Source organism: Rhodococcus sp. 15-649-2-2 (genome assembly GCF_002258645.1).
Lineage (GTDB): Bacteria > Actinomycetota > Actinomycetes > Mycobacteriales > Mycobacteriaceae > Rhodococcoides.
The window spans coordinates 276,844-294,683 of sequence record NZ_NPFM01000021.1 but is presented as its reverse complement, the minus strand read 5'-3'; the positions used below and the strand labels follow the sequence as shown (position 1 = coordinate 294,683).

Below are 17,840 nucleotides of genomic sequence, written 5' to 3'. Positions count from 1 at the left end.
TTCGCGGGCACAGTTCCTCTTTCCGAGATACGTCCGATTTGTACCGCTGGGTCCGCCGTCGACCACGCAAAGTAGGATGGAATCCGACAACCGAGGTGCCACCGTTCGGTGGCCGGTTCGTTATTTCTCAAAGCCATAGGTCGAATTTCACACAGATTTCCAAACCCTACTCATCGCCGCCCTACGACCACCGCCTCGGCCCCGCAGCCGATGCGACCCGAGACGACGGAGTGATTTTTGCTCGCCATTCTTCTTGCGCACACCGCCGCCGCGCTGCTCGCCCCGCTCCTCGTCCGGTGGTGGGGTCGCACTGCCTTCTTCCCGCTCGCACTCGTTCCCCTGCTGAGTCTGATCTGGGTGTTCGTCAACTGGAACACAGAGCAGAAGCTGAGTATCGAGTGGGTTCCCGGCCTGTCGATGGACATCGATATGCGGTTCGACTCCCTCGCCGCCATCATGTCGTTGCTGGTGCTGGGCATCGGCGCGTTGATTCTGCTCTACTGCGCCCGCTACTTCGAGGACGACGAGCCACGGCTCGGCCTGTTCGCCGCCGAAATGGTCGCGTTCTCCGGTGCCATGTTCGGCCTCATCACCAGCGACAACATGCTGGTGCTCTACATCTTCTGGGAAATCACGACGGTCCTGTCGTTCCTGCTCGTCGGCCACTACGCCGAGCGTGCCTCGAGTAGGCGCGCGGCCACGCAGGCTCTGCTCGTCACCACCGCAGGCGGGCTGGCGATGTTGGTGGGCATCATCGTCCTCGGCCAGGCCGCGGGCACGTACAACCTGTCCGAGGTCGTCACGAACGCCCCGGGCGGCTGGCTGCCCGGCGTGGCGATCGTGTTGATCCTCATCGGCGCGCTGAGCAAGTCGGCCATCGTGCCGATGCACTTCTGGCTCCCCGGAGCCATGGCCGCCCCCACACCGGTCAGCGGCTACCTGCACGCCGCGGCCATGGTGAAGGCCGGCATCTACCTGGTGGCGCGCCTCGCACCGGGTTTCGCCGACTCGGGTCCGTGGCGCGCGACCATCATCAGCTTGGGGCTGCTGTCGATGATCCTGGCCGGGTGGCGCGCGCTTCGTGCGTTCGACCTCAAGCTCATCCTGGCGTTCGGCACCGTCAGCCAACTCGGCTTCCTGATGGTGCTGGTGGGCATCGGCTCCGAAAAAGCCATGCTGGCCGGCCTGACGATGGTGATCGCGCACGCGATGTTCAAGGCAACACTGTTCATGGTCGTGGGCATCGTCGATCACACCACCGGCACGCGCGACATCCGCAAGCTCGCCCACCTGGGCAAGAAGGCCCCGTGGCTCGCCGCCATCGCAGCGCTCGCTGCCGCCAGCATGGCCGGCTTGCCCCCGATGATCGGTTTCGTCGGTAAGGAAACAGCCCTCTCGGCGGTGATCAGCACTCCGACGCTCGATCCGACCGTCGCCGCCCTCGTCGTCGCAGGCTTGGTGATCGGGTCGATTCTCACCGTCACCTACAGCATCCGATTCGTCTGGGGCGCGTTCGGCCGCAAGCAACTCAAGCGTCCGAGTCCGTCGGTGAAGAACATGCACGCGCCGTCCGCACTGTTCCTGGCCGCGCCTGCATTCCTGGCCGTCCTCGGTGTGGTCGCGGGATTCGCGTCCTCGATCGTCGACCGCATCGTGAGCCCCTACGCACGCACCCTGCCGTCGTACGGGCAGGAGCCGTATCACCTGGCGCTCTGGCACGGGTTCAACCTGCCGCTGGCGTTGACCGTCGTCGTCGTCACCGGCGGCGTCGGGCTGTTCATCGCTCATCGTGTGGTCAACCGACTCAAGTTCGAGCACCCACCGCTCGGCAACGCCGACCGCATCTACGACAACGTACTCAAGTCCATGGACACCCTGTCCATCCGCCTCACCGGCACCACGCAGCGCGGTTCGCTCCCCCTCACCCAGGGCACCATCCTGCTGACCCTGGTGCTGCTGCCGATCATCGTGTTGCTCGTCGGGCAGAAGCCAGGCCTGGAGTACACCCTGTGGAACACCCCGCTCCAGTTGGTCATCGGCGTGATCATGATCGCGGGTGGCCTCGGCGCAACCGTCATGCGAAACCGACTGGCCAGCGTCATCCTCGTCGGACTCACCGGCTACGGCTGCGGCGTCATCTTCGCCATCCACGGTGCACCCGACCTCGCCCTGACCCAGTTCCTCGTCGAGACCCTGACCCTCGTGGTCTTCGTGCTGGTGCTGCGCAAGCTACCGGCCGAGGTCGACGATCGAGGCTCGGCCGGATCTCGCGGACCCCGCGCCGCGCTCGCCGTCGCCGTCGGCGCAACGGTCAGCGTGCTGGGCGCATTCGCGATGAACGCCCGCAGCGCAGCTCCGGTGTCGCTGCAGTTCCCCGAGGCCGCGTACGAGCTGGGCGACGGCAAGAACATCGTGAACGTGATCCTCGTCGACATCCGAGCCTGGGACACCCTCGGCGAGATCTGCGTACTGCTCGTGGCCGCAACTGGCGTGGCCAGCCTGGTCTTCCGCAACCGGCGGTTCGGCAGCGCTCCGCGGGTGTCCGACGCCCCCGCATCGAACGCCTCCTCGTCGAACTCGGACTCCAACTACGCGGCGGAGACGACGTGGCTGTTGGGTGGCGACCTGATCGATCCGCGTCATCGGTCGCTGATTCTCGAAGTGACGACGCGGCTGATCTTCCCGACGATCATGGTGCTCTCGATCTACTTCTTCTTCTCCGGCCACAACGCCCCCGGCGGCGGTTTCGCCGGTGGCCTCACGGCCGGGTTGGCGTTGGTGCTGCGGTATCTCGCGGGCGGCCGCTACGAGCTCGGCGAGGCGGTGCCGATCGATGCCGGAAAGATCCTGGGTCTCGGGTTGATCTTCGCGGCCGGTACGGCGGTGGCGTCGATGTTCCTCGGCGCACCTGCACTGTCCTCGGCGACGTTGGAAGTGACGCTGCCGATTCTCGGTGACATCAAGCTCGTCACCGCATTGTTCTTCGACCTCGGTGTGTATCTCATCGTGGTCGGGTTGGTACTCGACGTGCTGCGCAGCCTCGGCGCACGTCTCGACGCACAGGTGGAAATGCAGAGCCAAGGCCGAGTGAGCGCCCCATGACCGCTGATCTCGGAATGCTCATAATCGTCGGCGTCCTCGTCGCCGCCGGCGTCTACCTGCTGCTCGAACGCAGCATCACCAAGATGCTGCTCGGCCTGTTGCTGTTCGGCAACGGCGTCAATCTGCTGTTGCTCACCGTCGGTGGGCCGGCCGGTACGCCGCCCATCGTGGGCCGGGACAATTCCCTGGGCCAAAGCATGGCCGATCCGTTGGCGCAGGCGATGATCCTGACGGCAATCGTCATCACCATGGGTATCGCGGCCTTCGTCCTCGCACTCGCCTACCGATCGTTCACGCTCAACACCAAGGACGACGTCGAGAACGACCCCGAGGACACCAAGGTGTCCAAGCGCCGGTCGATGGCCGAGGCACCCGACCGCGACCGCTCCGACGACCCGGTTACAGGCGAACCGAGCTTCGGCGGCGATGCATTCGACTCGAAGGGCAATCCGATTCCCCTCGAGGAGATCAGAAACCTCGAAGACCTCGAGTGCTACGAGGATCTGCACGACGGCGACTTCGACAACGACGACGACAACCCACAGCTCCGCGGGCTCGACGGTCTCGATACGGCCGAGAAGGACGACAGCCGCCCAGAGAACGGCAGCACCGAGGACCGCAGCACCGACGACACGAAGGGAGACGACAAGTGACGATCTCCCCGGGCGTGATCGATGCCCTGACTCCACTACCCGTTCTCATTCCGATGCTCGCCGCGGCCCTGACGTTGGTACTCGGCCGCAAACCCCGCGCACAGCGTTTCATCACCATCGTCGCCCTGACTGCCGTGGTCGCGATCTCGTCGATGATGCTCTACCTCGCCGATCGCGACGGCACCAGCGCACTTCAGGTCGGCGGCTGGGATTCACCGCTCGGCATTTCCCTTGTGGTGGACCGACTTTCGGCGATGATGCTCGTCGTTTCCTCGATCGTGTTGCTCGCGGTCATGGTGTACTCGATCGGTCAGGGTATCCGCGACGGCAGTGAGAATCAGCCGGTCTCGATCTTCCTGCCGACATACCTCGCACTGACCGCGGGCGTGTGCAACGCGTTCCTGGCCGGCGACCTGTTCAATCTGTTCGTCGGCTTCGAGGTACTGCTTGCCGCCTCGTTCGTGCTCCTGACTCTGGGAGCCAGCGCCGACCGCGTGCGAGCAGGCGTCTCGTACGTGATGGTCTCGATGGTGTCCTCGCTGATCTTCCTGATCGGTATCGCCTTGGTCTACGGAGCCACCGGAACGCTGAATCTGGCACATATCGCGGTGCGGATGGACGACATCCCGTCGGGCACGAGAACCGCGATCTTCGCCGTGCTGCTGGTGGCGTTCGGCATCAAGGCCGCGGTGTTCCCGCTGTCGACGTGGCTTCCCGACTCGTATCCCACCGCCCCGGCCCCGGTCACGGCAGTGTTCGCCGGCTTGCTGACGAAAGTCGGTGTGTACGCGATCATTCGCGCACATACCCTGCTGTTCCCGGACGGCTCACTCGACAACGTGCTGATGGTCTGCGCCCTGCTGACGATGCTCGTCGGCATCCTCGGCTCCATCGCACAGAGCGACATCAAACGACTGCTCTCGTTCACCCTCGTCAGCCACATCGGCTACATGATCTTCGGTGTCGCGCTGTCGACCCAATCGGGATTGTCCGGCTCGATCTACTACGTCGCGCACCACATTCTGGTGCAGACGACGCTGTTCCTCGTCGTCGGTCTGATCGAGCGCCAGGCCGGTTCGTCGTCGCTACGGCGACTCGGCGGTTTGGCTGCGGCCAGCCCCGTGCTGGCGATCGTGTTCCTGGTCCCGGCCCTCAATCTCGGTGGCATTCCACCGTTCTCGGGCTTCATCGGCAAGGTCGCACTGCTGCAGGCCGGTAGCGAACAGGGCAGCGTGTTGGCCTGGCTGCTCGTCGCCGGTGGCACCGTGACCAGCCTGCTGACGCTGTACGTGGTGGCGCGCGTGTGGACCAAGGCGTTCTGGCGGGCTCGCGCCGACGCCCCCGAGGGCGATCTGGCGGACAACAGCCCGTCCGCCCTGCTCGACGACTCGTCCGACATTCAGTTCGGTGACCGCGAGGACGTCGGCCGGATGCCGGCCTTCATGTTGATCCCGACGATCGGCCTCGTCGTCGTCGGCTTGGCGATGACGGTATTCGCCGGCCGCATCATCGACATCAGCGACCGCGCCGCAGCGGACCTCCGCGATCGCTCGGTGTACATCGACGCGGTGCGCGGTGCGGAATTCGTCGGCGATCAGGCCTACGAGCAGGCTCGTGCAGACGAGGAGGGCACCCGATGAAGATGAAGATGGACCGCTCGATTCTGCTGCGCCTGTGGACCCTCGCCTGGTTGACGGCCATCTGGGTTCTGTTGTGGGGCAACGTTTCTGCCGCGAACATCCTCGGCGGTATCGCGGTGGGTCTGCTGATCATGGTGCTGCTGCCGTTGCCGCGGGTGCCGGTCGAGGGCCGCATCCACGTGTTCTCGCTCGTCAAGCTTGCCGTCGTATTCCTCTACTACGCAATCGAATCCAGCGTCAGCGTCGCCTGGTTGGCGATCCGGCCGAAGGCCCCGCCGGTCACCGGAGTGCTGCGCTGCCGGATCGCGATCAAATCCGATCTGGTGCTCACCCTGTTCGTCGACGCGATGAATCTGGTGCCCGGCACCATGGTGCTCGAGATCGACCGAACCCGACGCCTGCTGTACGTGCACGTGCTGGACATGGGTACCCAGAAGGCGGTCGACGGCTTCTACGCCTACGTCCGACATCTGGAGAAGCTGTTCATCGCCGGCTTCGAGCGTGATTCCGACTGGAAGCCCAGCCCCCTGCACTACCAGGAGTACGAGCAGTACCACGGCGTGCTCGGCGACGACCCCGTCGAGGCCGATTCTGACGCTCCTCGGGACGACAAGAAGACCGACGACAAGAGGAAGGGGGACTGGTCGTGACCGTCGTACTCGCCGTAGCAGGCGTCCTCCTGATCGCCGCCGCGATCCTGACCGCGTTCCGACTGCTCGACGGCCCCAGCACACTCGACCGACTCGTCGCGATGGACACAATTCTTGCCGTCTCCATGTGCGGCCTCGCGGTATGGGCCGTCTACAGCCGCGACACCACGCTGGTACCGGCCATCGTCGCGCTGTCGCTGGTCAGCTTCGTCGGATCGGTCAGCATCGCACGATTCAGGGTGAGGGACGAATGAGCACCGTTGCGCAGGTCATTGCATCCATCTTCATTCTGTTGGGGGCGCTACTGGCGTTCACCGCCGCCGTGGGCATAGTGCGCTTCCCCGATACTCTCTCGCGGATGCACGCGGCCACCAAGCCGCAGGTGGTCGGTCTGATCATGGTGTTGATCGGGGCAATCATCAGCCTGCGCGGAAACGTCGACATCTGGATGCTCGTGCTGGTGGGTATTTTCACCCTGGTGACCGCTCCGGTCATCGCTCATACGGTCGGCCGCGTGGCCTACCGAGAGCAGCGGGGCCGCGACGGCCTGCTGATCGTCAACGAGATGGAACCGGACGAGTCCGATCGGTAGCTCTGGGCGAATCGGCGAAGAACACCGCATGGAAGCCGACCGCCATGGCTGCCAGTACGCCGAGAACGAGCGGCCCGAACACCTGAGGGTGTGACGCGAATGCGGCGGCTAGGTAGCGGTAGCTCACCAACAGCGCAGCCATCGCGGCGCAGCCGTAGGCCACCAACGTGATTCGGGCCCGATCCCAGCCGCGCTCGGGGTCACGGAGGACGGATTCGAGGGTCAGGCACAGCACTGCACCGGCCACCAGATCGACGCCGTAGTGGTATCCGAATCCGAGAGTGGCCGCGAGCGTACCGAGCAACCACAGGGTGCCGCCGGCGCGCAGCCACCAGGGGCCGCGTCGGGAATGGATGAAGATGCTCAGCGCCCATGCGGTGTGCAGGCTCGGCATGCAGTTTCTCGGAGTCTCCGAGTCGAACGGAATCCCGCCGAGCGCGCCCGAGAGCGGCATGACCTGCGACGGCCACGAATCGAACGCGAACATCGGTCCTACCACCGGGAACAGCAGATAGAACACCGGTCCGACGAGTCCGATGAGCAGGAACGTGCGGAACAGGAAGTGCCTCGGCCAGGCTGCACCCGCGGCCACTCCGCGTAGCTGGTACAGCGCAACGACGATCGCCGCGACGGGCAGCTGGATGTAGATCCAGTGCAGCGTTCCTTCGGCGACCGGTCCGAGGCGGTCCAGGATGTTGCCCAGCACCCAGGACGGATTCCCCAGCGCATGATCGGCGGCGTATGCGTATTCGTCCAGAACGTAGGGCCGGGCGACGGTGGTGATGTGCAACCAGGCGTCGCCCGCCTTGGTCGCGAGCAACAGCAGTGCTCCCAGAGCAACACCGCGCATCGCCCGAGTGTCCCCCCGACGGGCGACGTGGACCCCGAGCCCGACCAACACGAGGGACGGGCCGTTGCCGACCGTCAGGGTGGCGTCGAAACCGAATCGGACACCGAGCACAGCAGCATCGATCAGCGCTGCGATGGCCAGGGTGCGCAGACGGAGAGCAGGGTTCAGTCCTACAGTGGCCAGGACCAGCGCCGCCCACGGCAGCGACATCGACTTCGGTGTGCCGAACAGGTCGTTCCACACGCTCGGCAGCGGGCCGGGGAAGTTCCAGACCGTCGCGATGATCTGCAGCAGCACCAGGAACGCGGCAACGAGGGCAGCGCCGACGATCAGGGGACGAACAGAGTTCTCACGTGTCGAATCGACCTCGACGGTCCCGACGTCCCCCTGCAGCACGCCGTTGATCGTAAACGGTGAGTGAACACAAAGTTAAATACAAACGGTCACGATTGGAGCTCGGTGACCAACGACTCCACGACGGCTCGCAGATCTCCGCCGGACTGCGCAGCCACCGCACGCTGGCGTTGGTACGACGCCCCGCGCCGGGGAATGTCGGCCACCGCGGCCAACTCGTCGACGCAGTTCAACCGCACGGCCGTCGGCGTCAACTTCTCGAGCAGGTCGTGCAAATCGTCGGTGACCAGGCGTTCGTTGCTGCTCGAGTCCAGGATGATCTCGGCATCGAGGCCGTATCGGGCCGCTCGCCACTTGTTCTCCTGCACGTGCCACGGCGGGATGGACGGCAGTGTCTCCCCCGCTTCGAGTCGCTCGTCGAGGTGGACGATGAGGCAGTGTGTCAACGCGACGAGGGCCGCCAACTCCCGCTTGCTCGACGCCCCGTCGCACACTCGAACCTCGATGGTTCCCCACTTCGGTGCCGGCCGGATGTCCCAATGCATGCCGCCGAGTTGCTCGATGACGCCGGTCTTGAGCTGATCGCGAACGAATCCCTCGAACTGCGACCAGTCCTCGAACTGGAACGGCAGACCGGCTGTCGGAAGTTGCTGGAACATCAGCGCACGATTGCTGGCGTATCCGGTGTCGTTTCCAGCCCAGATCGGCGAGGAGGCGGACAACGCCAGCAGGTGTGGGTATTGCAGGAGCAGCGAGTTGAGAATGGGAAAGACCTTGTGCGGCGACGAGACTCCCACGTGCACGTGCACTCCCCAGATCAGCATCTGCCGACCCCACCACTGGGTGCGCGCGATCAGCTCGTCGTAGCTCGGCGAGCTGGTGAGCTGCTGGGTGGACCATTCGGCAAACGGGTGCGTGCCCGCCGAGAACAGGTCGATTCCCAGCGGATCCGCGGCGCGGCGCACCAGGTCCAACGAGCCGCCGAGGTCCTCCATGGCCTCCCCGACGTTCTCGCACACTCCGGTGACGAGCTCGACGGTGTTGCGCAGTAATTCCTTCGTCACCCGAGGGGTGTCCCCGGCGATATCGCGCACGCCGTCCATGACCGCTTCGGCGGAGTTGACCAGGTCTCGCGTGTTCTTGTCGACCAGTGCGATCTCCCACTCGACGCCGAGCGTCGGGCGAGGTGAACTCGCGAAGTCGATCCGGGGAGCGCTCAAACTACTGCAGTACCGCGCACGCAGCCCGAGCACCGGCGTCGCCGGTCATCAGGGTCGTCATGTCCGGCACCGCGGCACCGTCGGGAAGTGTGTACCGCGGCGGAATGTTCGCGAAGTTGTCGGCACCCTCGTGCACGATCACCGAGGTTCCCGCACCGCCGGCGCGCAGATCGTCGAGCGTGATCGTGTCGGTGGTGGTGACGAGACGTCCGGTGCCGTCCTCGCCGACCTGGATGGACGTCAGATCACCACTGGCCGGATGCTCGGTGCGGCCGTCGACCTGCAGGTGACCGCCCGCAGACAGGAACGCGCCCGGTTCCCCGCCGGTGGGTGCCACGGAGTTCGGCTCGCAGGCGGCCACGGTGTGAACGTGGAAGCCGTGGAATCCGGGAGTCATGTTCTCGACCTCGGCGGTGACGGTGAGCTTCTCACCCTCGGCCGCGAACGACACTGTGCCCACCTCGGCACCGGAAGCGTTGCGGAGGGTGCCCTCGATGGTCTCCTCGGAGCCCGACCCGGACTCGGCCCGGCCGTCGCCTGCCGTAGCGGCCGCCGACGGATCGGACTCGCCGGTCCAGACCGGCGGAACTGTGCCGGGGGTATCGGACGCAACCTCGCCGTTGCTGCAGGCAGAGAGACCGAGCGCTGCGATCGCGAGGACCGGCACCGCGTAACGCAACGATCGGGTCGCAGCAGTGCGTCGCTTGAACATGTCCATCGGAAATCGCTCCTCTTTCAGGCAGTTTCGCCGGGCTCGAAAATAATAACGTGCCGCCCGATTCGACCGAACCGGGCACGTCGTCGATGTGGTGAACTCTCGGGTCTGGATAACCTATTGCGTCACGATGACGACGACGCCGACCGTGGATTCGAGCGAGGTCGGTTTGGGCTCGGCCGGAACACCGAGTTCCGTGGCGATCGACTGCGCAGCTTGTTCCTCACCTGCAGCAGTTCCGTAGTACACCGCCGTCTGGGCGAACTGGGCCTCGCTGAAGTTGCCCGTCTCGGCGACGTTCCACCCGCCGGCGGTCAACGTGCTCGCTGTGCCGGCCGCGAGACCGGAGACGTTGGAATTGTTGAGAACCCGCACTTCGACGTCGGCGGAGGTGCCCGAGGTGGTGGGGGCCGCGGAGCTGGTCGACGCGTCACCGGCCGGTACCTGCGCTGCGGGGGCCTGCGAGGTCGGTGCGACCGCAGCCGGCGCGCTCGTCGTCTCGGAAGCGGAGGGCTCGGCGGCCGCTTCGTCGGAATCGGAGCCGGTGAGCGAGAGTGCACCGATCGCCGCGAACAGGATCGCGAGCGAAATCAACACCATGGCCAGAGCGCGGAGTGGTGGCCCGGTCTGTTCCGGGTTGGGGCTGCTCACGTACTCGACCCTAGCCGACCGTCGACGGCGACTCGGAACACGCCGATAGTCGGACCTGCTCAGACGTCGAAACCGAGCCGACGTGCCGCGCGAGCCTTCTGCCTGCTCGCCCGCAGGCGGCGCAGGCGCTTGACCAGCATCGGATCCGCGGCGAGCGACTCCGGCCGATCGACCAATGCGTTCAGAATCTGGTAGTAGCGGGTGGCCGACATGGAGAAGAGTTCCTTGATGGCCTCTTCCTTCGCACCGGCGTACTTCCACCACTGCCGCTCGAAGGACAGGATGTCGTGCTCTCGTCGACTCAGGCCGTCTGCACCGACTTCGTTCGGATCCTGCGAGCCGTCCGAACTTCCCGGTTGCTGAGCCTGGTTCGAGTCACGCGCTGCTGCGCCGTCCATCCCACTCCTCGACTTCTCGACTCCCTGGACCTGTGCGATCACCAACTCGTGAGACCACAGACCCTGGGGAAATCTGCTTCCCCCAGTACTGCCGGCACCCGTACGCGCACCGACCGAATTACACAGTTGTGTTTCGAGAATCATTCAACCATGCTCGACGCCCGAGGCACGGCTCCCGCGAGGTACCGGCGCGTGGCGTGTTCGACGAAGACCGGCAGCGCAAGAGACCACACGCACCACCCCCCCCTGGGTCATTCCGCAGGCTCCACTCCCGCACCACTATCCTTGTCGACCATGGCAATTCTTCCCATCCGGATCGTCGGCGATCCGGTGCTCCACACCGCAACCGCTCCCGTCACCGAGTCACCCGCCGAGCTGGCCGAGCTGATCGCCGACATGTACGAGACCCTGGCCGCCGCGAACGGCGTCGGTCTCGCGGCGAACCAGGTGGGCGTCGGCAAACGTCTGTTCATCTACGACTGCCCCGACCAAGGCGCCGACGGCAAGGTCTTCCGGCGACGCGGGGAGGTCGTCAACCCCGTCCTCGAGACGTCCGAGATTCCCGAGACGATGCCCGATCCCGATGACGACGACGAGGGCTGCCTGTCGGTTCCCGGCGAGCAGCACCCCACCGGCCGCGCCGACTGGGCTCGGGTGACCGGCACCGACGCGAAGGGCGATCCCGTCGACATCGAGGGCCGAGGCTTCTTCGCTCGGATGCTCCAACACGAAGTGGGCCATCTCGACGGTTTCCTCTACACCGATGTACTCATCGGACGACACGCACGGGCGGCCAAGAAGGCCATCAAGCGCGCCGGCTGGGGCGTGCCGGGGCTGAGCTGGACGCCCGGCACCGTCGACGATCCGTTCGGGCACGACGACGAAGACGAAGACTGACCGACCCGATGATCGTCGACCAGTGAGCATTCCGGTGGGTACCCGGGTGATGCTCCGTTATCGGCTGCCGCCCGGGCACACCCATCCGATGACGGACGTGATCGGTGAGCTGGTGACGCTCGACGCCGATGCCGTCTCGGTCCGCGGCCGGGACGGATCGTTGGTGCAGGTTGCCGCCGAGCGCGTCGTAGCCTTGAAACCGTTGGGCCCGAAGCCGATTCGGACGTCGGAGATCAGGGCACTCGAAGCTGCCGCCGCCGACGGATGGCCGGGCGTCGAGCGAGAATGGATCGACGGTTGGCAGCTGCGCTTCGGTCACGGTTTCACCGGTCGCGCCAATTCGGCGGCACCGCTCGAGCCCGGGGCGTCGACGACGCCCGAGACGCTGGCGAGAATCTGCGATCGATACACCGCACGGGGATTGACGCCGACGCTGTCGCTACCCGATCGTCTCGGCACCGCTCCGGCCGGGTGGACGTCGTACAACGAGAGTGCCGTCATGGCGGCAGACATCTCGAATCTTGTTCTGCGCGAGGGCGACTCGGCCATCACCGTCACGGCGGAGCCGACCGCCGACTGGTTGACGTCACTGCACTACCAGGGCCGTGCGGCACCTCGCGGCGCTGCAGAAGTGGCGTCGGCGATCCACGAGGGCACCCTCGGGTTCGGCATGCTCGGGGCCGGCGAAGTCGGATCAGGCACGATCGCAGTCGGGCGAGCGGCCGTCACCACCGCCCCGGACGGTCGTCGCTGGGTGGGGCTGACCTCGCTCTGGGTCTCTCCCGAGCATCGCCGCAACGGTCTGGGCACATTGATGTGCGGCGAATTGGTGCGGTGGGGACGCGAGCGCGGCGCAACCCACGCGTACCTGCAGGTGGCCGTCGACAACACCGTCGCGCTCGCCCTGTACCGAGACCTGGGCTTCGTCGACCATCATCACTATCGCTACGCGCGACCGGATTCGTGATGACGCGATCGGATGAACACCCTGTCGGAGGGGTTCTATAGGGTTCCTTCCCGTGCGCTTGGCTACTTGGAACGTGAACTCCGTCCGCTCTCGTCAGGATCGAATCGTCGATTGGCTGGAGCGATCCGATGTCGATGTATTGGCAATGCAGGAAACCAAGTGCAAGGACGCACAGTTTCCGTACGAGCGTTTCACCGATATCGGGTACGAGGTGGCCCACGTCGGACTGAGTCAGTGGAACGGCGTCGCGATCGCGTCCAGGGTCGGTCTCGACGACGTTCAGATCGGGTTCGAGGATCAGCCCGGCTTCAGCAAGGATCCCGAGATCGATCCCGCGCAGGAAGCCCGCGCCATCGGAGCCACGTGCAACGGGGTCCGCGTCTGGAGCCTCTACGTGCCGAACGGCCGCGAGCTCGCCGACCCGCACTACACCTACAAACTCGAATGGCTCGCCGCACTGAATGCCGACGCTCAGGCGTGGGTTGCGGCCGATCCGCAGACCCAGATCGCGCTCGTGGGCGACTGGAACATCGCGCCCACCGACGACGACGTCTGGGATCCTGCACTGTTCGAGGGCAAGACCCACACCTCCCAGGCCGAGCGCGATGCGTTCGCCGCGTTCGCCGACGCCGGATTCACCGAGGTGACGCGGCAGTTCACCCCCGAGCCCAGAACGTATACCTACTGGGATTACACGCAGTTGCGGTTTCCGAAGAAGCAAGGCCTACGCATCGACATGGCGCTGACCTCGCCTGCACTGTCGGCCCGAGTGACCGGCGCGTCGATCGACCGCGAGGAACGCAAGGGCAAGGGAGCCAGCGATCACGCGCCGGTGATCGTCGAGATCGGCTGAGCAGGCCGGACCGGGCCGACGGCCACTGCTCGCGCGGCGATGCAGAGGCAGTGCTCTCTATTCGGCGATCAGGTCCAGGAATTCCTCGTGCTGCGCCAGGTAGCGCCGGACGTACGTGCAAATCGGGACGATGCGCCATTGACGATCGCGCGCGGTGTTGAGCGAAGCTCGCACCAGCACACCCGCCCAACCGCGATCGCCGTACTCCTCTTTGACGACCGTGTGCATGAGTGCGACGACGCAGCCGTCGCTCGCATCCCCGTCACCGAAGCGGTAGCCGAGGATGCCGACGAGCTCGTCGTCGACGAAGAGATCGAATCTGCTGTGATCGACGTCGTCCTCGATGCGGACGACGGGTCGCTCGACGGGTGCCGCCTGGATCGAGCGACGAGAGATGATGTGACTCATGTCACTTATGAGACCAGTGTTGCTCGTGTGACGCGAGGCGAGTGCCTCGATCGTCGCCGAGTCGAGTCCTGAATGTGACCAGCCCTACCGCGACCGGCAACGATCCCAGCAGCGGTCAGAGGGCGACGAGCATGTCGTTGTACTCCGGATTCGCCGCGGCAAATCGCTGCACGTAGGTGCAGACCGGCCTGACCTTCCAACCGTAGGAACGTGCGCTGTCCAGCGCGCGCCGTACCAAGATTCCGGCCAAGCCCTGATGACCGAAGTCCTCGGTGACGACGGTGTGCATGAAGGACACGACGTGCGTGCGCGTTGCGCGCGTGCCGTTTCCCTCCACCTCGAAGAATCCGACGATCCCGACGAGATCGCCGTTCAATCGAAGCTCGAACCGGTTCTGATCTTTGTTGATCGAGACATCAGCGCTAGGAGAACTCGCAAGCATGGGACGCCTCCTTCGCTGTGTATGGGGTGGTGAACGAGTGAATCGAATGTGACGTGCACCACTATTAAACATGCGCGCGGTGGCTCTGTCACCTTTTCTACCAACAAACCTTCGGATGCGTAGGTTTGTCCGTCCATCCCGACTCGAATGCTGGTATCGGTCATAAGCTGCCCTGTTCGACGTTGTGATACAACAACATTCGAAGCCACGTCGCGTTTTCACCGAATATTCACAGGTTCGGATTCGGCCACCGAGACGGTCGCCTCCGGCCCGCCGGTACTGTCGTCTCTCGTGAAGTTCCTACCGCTCACGCCCAACGGCGAGACTCCCGTCCGCGCGCTGACGATCGCCGGAACCGACTCCGGCGGCGGGGCCGGAATCCAGGCGGACAGCCGCACGATGGCCATGTTGGGCGTCCATGCGTGCGTTGCCGTCGCCGCGGTGACGGTCCAGAACACCGTCGGCGTGACGGGCTTTCACGAGATCCCGCCCGAGATAGTCGCGGCCCAGGTTCGCTCGGTGGTCTCGGACATCGGCGTCGGCGCAGCGAAGACCGGGATGTTGGCGTCCACCGCTATCATCGAAGCGGTCACCGCCGTGTGCACCGAGGTGGGCATCGGCCGCGACCGGCCGGTACCCCTGGTCGTCGATCCGGTGTGCGCATCGATGCACGGCGATCCGCTACTGCACGCCGAAGCGCTCGACGCCATCCGCCACACCCTGTTTCCCATCGCCTCGCTGGTGACCCCCAACCTCGACGAGGTCCGGTTGATCACCGGCATCGAGGTGGTCGACGACGCGTCCGCGCATCGCGCCGCGGAAGCCCTGCACGGCTTGGGCGCGCAGTGGGCACTGGTCAAGGGCGGTCATCTGCGCACATCCACCCACAGCACAGACCTGCTGTTCGACGGCGACACGTTCCTCGAATTCACCAGTGACCGCATCGACACCGGCAACGATCACGGCGGCGGCGACACCCTCGCTGCCTCGATCGCGTCGGCACTGGCACACGGATACTCGATGCCCGACGCGGTGGCCTTCGGTAAGGAATGGGTCACCCGTTGCCTGGCCGCGTCCTACGACCTGGGTGCGGGCCACGGCCCGGTGTCACCGCTGTGGCGACTGCACGAGTCGGAGGATGCGTAGGTCGTCGGGCGCGCCCTTGATCTTGGGAGCGAAGAAGCTGCGGCGATAGGGCTTGGCCACCACGTGTAGGGCGTCGAGCACCTCCGGCGGGACCGCCTCCAGGGCCGCGGCGGAGATCATGACGTTGCCGTTTCCGCCGGTCTGCATCACGCGGGCGGCGACGGTGACGTCGACGCCGAGCCAGTCCGATCCCACCTGACGCGGGCTGCCGGTGTGGATACCGACTCGCATCGTCGGGGTGTATCCGTCGACATTCACGGCGCCGAGGGCATCCCGTGCTGCGAACACGGCCTCGACGGCTTTGTCCGCATCGGAGAACACGGCCATGATGCCGTCGCCCAGCCTTTTCACGACGTGACCGCCGCGGAACGCGACCTCGGGTTCGACGGCTTTCGAGACCTTGCGAAGCAAAGTCAGGGTGGCGGTGTCGCCCGCACGAAGCGACCACGACGAGAATCCGACGAGGTCGGTGAAGACGATCGTGACGTCCGATTCGCCGCGGCCGCGGCCGGCCCGCTCGAGGATTGCCTGCCACACCTGCAGGGCACCGAGGCCGACTTCACGGGATGCACCCGGTTCGTCGTCGAGTCCGTTGGCGGCCAGAAACCGATCCGCTACGCGGGCGACGGCCAATGCTCGTCCCGGGCCGTCGATGGACATCGGATCGCCGAACGTGGGGTCGCCGGGTAGTGCTCGCCGCACACGTCGAACCGCCCCGACCACCGTGGGCGCTCGATTGGTGGTGCGGACCCACTCCACCACCGAGGAGACGACTGCGTTCACAGCATCGAGCGTAACCCACGGTTACACATACTTAGCCTCACCCTTCGGCGCGTGCGGCCTCGCGCGCAGCACCGACCGGAACTCCGTTGGGGCCCTCCACCGACTGCGCGTAGACGCCGATTCCGTAGGCGACGGCGGCACCGTTCTTCGCCAGTGCGGCGCGGTCGACGTTCGCCAGGGTGTCCTGATCGGTGTGGTAATTCTCGTCGAAGGTCTGATCGGCAGTGCCGCCCCACTTTGCAGCCTGCTCGGCCGTCTTGTTCTCGTCCGCGCCGCTGAACACGCCGCCCGCCGGAATACCGACCTCGATGAACGGGCCGTAGTCGGATCGACCGTCGAAATCGGTGCCGTCCGCGGCGACACCGTCGGCGGCCAGCCGCTCGACGAACGTGCGCTCGATGGCGTCGGATCCGGCCGGTCCCGCGGGCTCACCGACCTTGTCGGAGTCGTCGCCGTCGTACGCGAGGTAGCCGGCGTTGTGCGAGCCGATCATGTCGAAGTTCAAGTACAGGGCGATGTTCCGCTTGTCGTCGTCGGACAGGCCCTCGACGTACTTGGTGGAACCGACGAGCCCGTCTTCCTCGGCACCCCAGAACGCGAAGCGGACCGCGTTGGTCACCTCAGGCGCACTACCCATCTGCAGGGCCGTCTCGAGCACTGCCGATGTGCCGGTGCCGTTGTCGTTGATGCCGGGGCCTTCGGGCACGCTGTCGAGGTGAGCACCCGCCACCACAACGTTCTCGGTCGAGCCGGTGGTGGTCTGGGCGATGATGTTGCGGCTCGTGGTCGTGTCGGTCGTCGTGACGAGGGTCAACGTGACCTCGGGTGCCGCGAGGACCGCTGCGCCGTCCTCCTGGCTGACGCCGCCGGTCGGAATCTTTGCGGTCTCGGGATCGCCGAGTGTCCCCGAATCCAGCGGTCCCGGTTCGTTGTTGACGATGATCGTGGCTGCCGCACCCAGTTCGGCGGCGACGGTCTGCTTCGCACCGAACGGGCACACGCCGCGCGGCACGACGGCGACGGCACCGGCGAGATCGAGGCCCGCGTAATCCGCTGCCTCGCATCCGTCTGCACCGGCGGGAGCCCCGACGACGCGCGCGGTGATGCCCTCTGCAGGCGTGGTCGGTGAATAGCTGAGCGCGAACACCGGAATCTCGGTGCCCGCGAGCGACAGGGTCTGAGTCTGCGCCTCGAAGGTCTCGAACTCGAACTCCGGAGTGGTGACCTCGAAACCGGCCGATTCGAGTTGCGAGACAACGTAATCGACACTCGCGTCGTATCCGGCGGTACCGGCGGCACGGTTTCCGTCGTGCGCGGCGGCGATCGTTTCCAATTCCTGGAGGTGCCCGACGAGGGCGTCCTCGGTGACCGCGGCCGACAGCCCCGGCCCGTCGGGTGTCGCGAAAACTCTGGCCGGTTCCTCGTCCGAGGTGGACGAGCAACCGGCCAGAATCAACACAGTGACGGCGCTACCTGCAAGCAAGGAAATCCGCATAGCGGACACCCTACCCAGACAAAT

The 17,840-nt window shown here is 65.6% G+C and carries 19 protein-coding genes; 10 read left to right on the top strand and 9 right to left on the bottom strand.

All coding sequences use genetic code 11. The features are described 5' to 3' along the window. Positions 1-237 precede the first annotated feature (237 nt). From CH305_RS13355 to mnhG, 6 genes are read left to right on the top strand one after another with little or no spacing between them, the layout of a single operon-like run. Complete coding sequence (locus CH305_RS13355) at positions 238-3,102, top strand: Na+/H+ antiporter subunit A (protein ID WP_032401772.1); 2,865 nt, start codon at positions 238-240, stop codon at positions 3,100-3,102. Then, complete coding sequence (locus tag CH305_RS13350; RefSeq protein ID WP_037148830.1) at positions 3,099-3,755, top strand: Na(+)/H(+) antiporter subunit C; 657 nt, start codon at positions 3,099-3,101, stop codon at positions 3,753-3,755. The genes CH305_RS13355 and CH305_RS13350 overlap by 4 nt, the downstream gene beginning before the upstream one ends. Further along, entirely contained in the window at positions 3,752-5,395 is a 1,644-nt protein-coding gene (locus tag CH305_RS13345) for a Na+/H+ antiporter subunit D (protein WP_032401770.1), read from the top strand. The genes CH305_RS13350 and CH305_RS13345 overlap by 4 nt, the downstream gene beginning before the upstream one ends. An 8-nt stretch (positions 5,396-5,403) precedes the next feature. Continuing rightward, positions 5,404-6,045 (top strand): Na+/H+ antiporter subunit E, encoded by a 642-nt coding sequence (locus CH305_RS13340; protein ID WP_329955168.1) that lies wholly within the window; start codon positions 5,404-5,406, stop codon positions 6,043-6,045. Then, positions 6,042-6,299 carry a monovalent cation/H+ antiporter complex subunit F gene (locus CH305_RS13335; protein ID WP_032380262.1) on the top strand — a complete coding sequence of 86 codons (258 nt, stop codon included), beginning with the start codon at positions 6,042-6,044 and terminating at the stop codon, positions 6,297-6,299. The genes CH305_RS13340 and CH305_RS13335 overlap by 4 nt, the downstream gene beginning before the upstream one ends. Further along, a complete protein-coding gene (mnhG, locus tag CH305_RS13330; RefSeq protein WP_032380261.1) occupies positions 6,296-6,637 on the top strand; it encodes a monovalent cation/H(+) antiporter subunit G in 342 nt (113 codons plus the stop codon). Before CH305_RS13335 ends, mnhG begins: the two co-directional genes overlap by 4 nt. Here mnhG and CH305_RS13325 read toward each other — a convergent pair. From CH305_RS13325 to CH305_RS13305, 5 genes are all read right to left on the bottom strand, one after another. Next, a complete protein-coding gene (locus tag CH305_RS13325) occupies positions 6,603-7,892 on the bottom strand; it encodes a phosphatase PAP2 family protein (protein WP_094703935.1) in 1,290 nt (429 codons plus the stop codon). The genes mnhG and CH305_RS13325 overlap by 35 nt on opposite strands. Positions 7,893-7,930: 38 nt before the next feature. After that, positions 7,931-9,061, bottom strand: a complete 1,131-nt coding sequence (locus CH305_RS13320) for a glutamate--cysteine ligase (protein WP_230592342.1) — start codon at positions 9,059-9,061, stop codon at positions 7,931-7,933. 1 nt (position 9,062) lies between these two features. Next, a complete protein-coding gene (locus tag CH305_RS13315; RefSeq protein WP_032401769.1) occupies positions 9,063-9,779 on the bottom strand; it encodes a superoxide dismutase family protein in 717 nt (238 codons plus the stop codon). 114 nt (positions 9,780-9,893) lie between these two features. Further along, positions 9,894-10,427: a LytR C-terminal domain-containing protein gene (locus tag CH305_RS13310; RefSeq protein ID WP_230592340.1), complete on the bottom strand. Its 534-nt coding sequence runs from the start codon at positions 10,425-10,427 to the stop codon at positions 9,894-9,896. 59 nt (positions 10,428-10,486) lie between these two features. Next, on the bottom strand, positions 10,487-10,825 hold the full coding sequence (locus CH305_RS13305) for a DUF3263 domain-containing protein (RefSeq protein WP_032380761.1): 339 nt from the start codon (positions 10,823-10,825) through the stop codon (positions 10,487-10,489). A 294-nt stretch (positions 10,826-11,119) separates the two neighbouring features. Here CH305_RS13305 and CH305_RS13300 point away from each other — a divergent pair, with 294 nt between their 5' ends. The 3 genes from CH305_RS13300 to CH305_RS13290 are packed head-to-tail and all read left to right on the top strand — an operon-like array spanning position 11,120 to position 13,542. Next, positions 11,120-11,722 carry a peptide deformylase gene (locus CH305_RS13300; protein WP_032401768.1) on the top strand — a complete coding sequence of 201 codons (603 nt, stop codon included), beginning with the start codon at positions 11,120-11,122 and terminating at the stop codon, positions 11,720-11,722. 49 nt (positions 11,723-11,771) lie between these two features. Next, complete coding sequence (locus tag CH305_RS13295) at positions 11,772-12,689, top strand: GNAT family N-acetyltransferase (protein ID WP_094704000.1); 918 nt, start codon at positions 11,772-11,774, stop codon at positions 12,687-12,689. A 52-nt stretch (positions 12,690-12,741) separates the two neighbouring features. Continuing rightward, a complete protein-coding gene (locus CH305_RS13290) occupies positions 12,742-13,542 on the top strand; it encodes an exodeoxyribonuclease III (RefSeq protein ID WP_094703934.1) in 801 nt (266 codons plus the stop codon). Positions 13,543-13,599: 57 nt separating this feature from the next. Here the strand turns inward: CH305_RS13290 and CH305_RS13285 are convergent, their stop codons facing one another. Together CH305_RS13285 and CH305_RS13280 are read right to left on the bottom strand one after the other, a co-directional pair. Then, a complete protein-coding gene (locus CH305_RS13285; RefSeq protein WP_037148839.1) occupies positions 13,600-13,950 on the bottom strand; it encodes a GNAT family N-acetyltransferase in 351 nt (116 codons plus the stop codon). A 115-nt stretch (positions 13,951-14,065) separates the two neighbouring features. Beyond that, a complete protein-coding gene (locus CH305_RS13280; protein ID WP_032380255.1) occupies positions 14,066-14,392 on the bottom strand; it encodes a GNAT family N-acetyltransferase in 327 nt (108 codons plus the stop codon). 291 nt (positions 14,393-14,683) lie between these two features. Here CH305_RS13280 and thiD point away from each other — a divergent pair, with 291 nt between their 5' ends. After that, positions 14,684-15,538 carry a bifunctional hydroxymethylpyrimidine kinase/phosphomethylpyrimidine kinase gene (gene thiD, locus CH305_RS13275; RefSeq protein WP_032380254.1) on the top strand — a complete coding sequence of 285 codons (855 nt, stop codon included), beginning with the start codon at positions 14,684-14,686 and terminating at the stop codon, positions 15,536-15,538. On the opposite strand, the gene CH305_RS13270 is transcribed toward thiD, so the two are convergent. Continuing rightward, entirely contained in the window at positions 15,500-16,321 is an 822-nt protein-coding gene (locus CH305_RS13270; RefSeq protein WP_037148841.1) for an adenylate/guanylate cyclase domain-containing protein, read from the bottom strand. The genes thiD and CH305_RS13270 overlap by 39 nt on opposite strands. 37 nt (positions 16,322-16,358) lie before the next feature. Further along, positions 16,359-17,816 (bottom strand): M28 family peptidase, encoded by a 1,458-nt coding sequence (locus CH305_RS13265; RefSeq protein ID WP_032401763.1) that lies wholly within the window; start codon positions 17,814-17,816, stop codon positions 16,359-16,361. Positions 17,817-17,840: the final 24 nt, after the last annotated feature.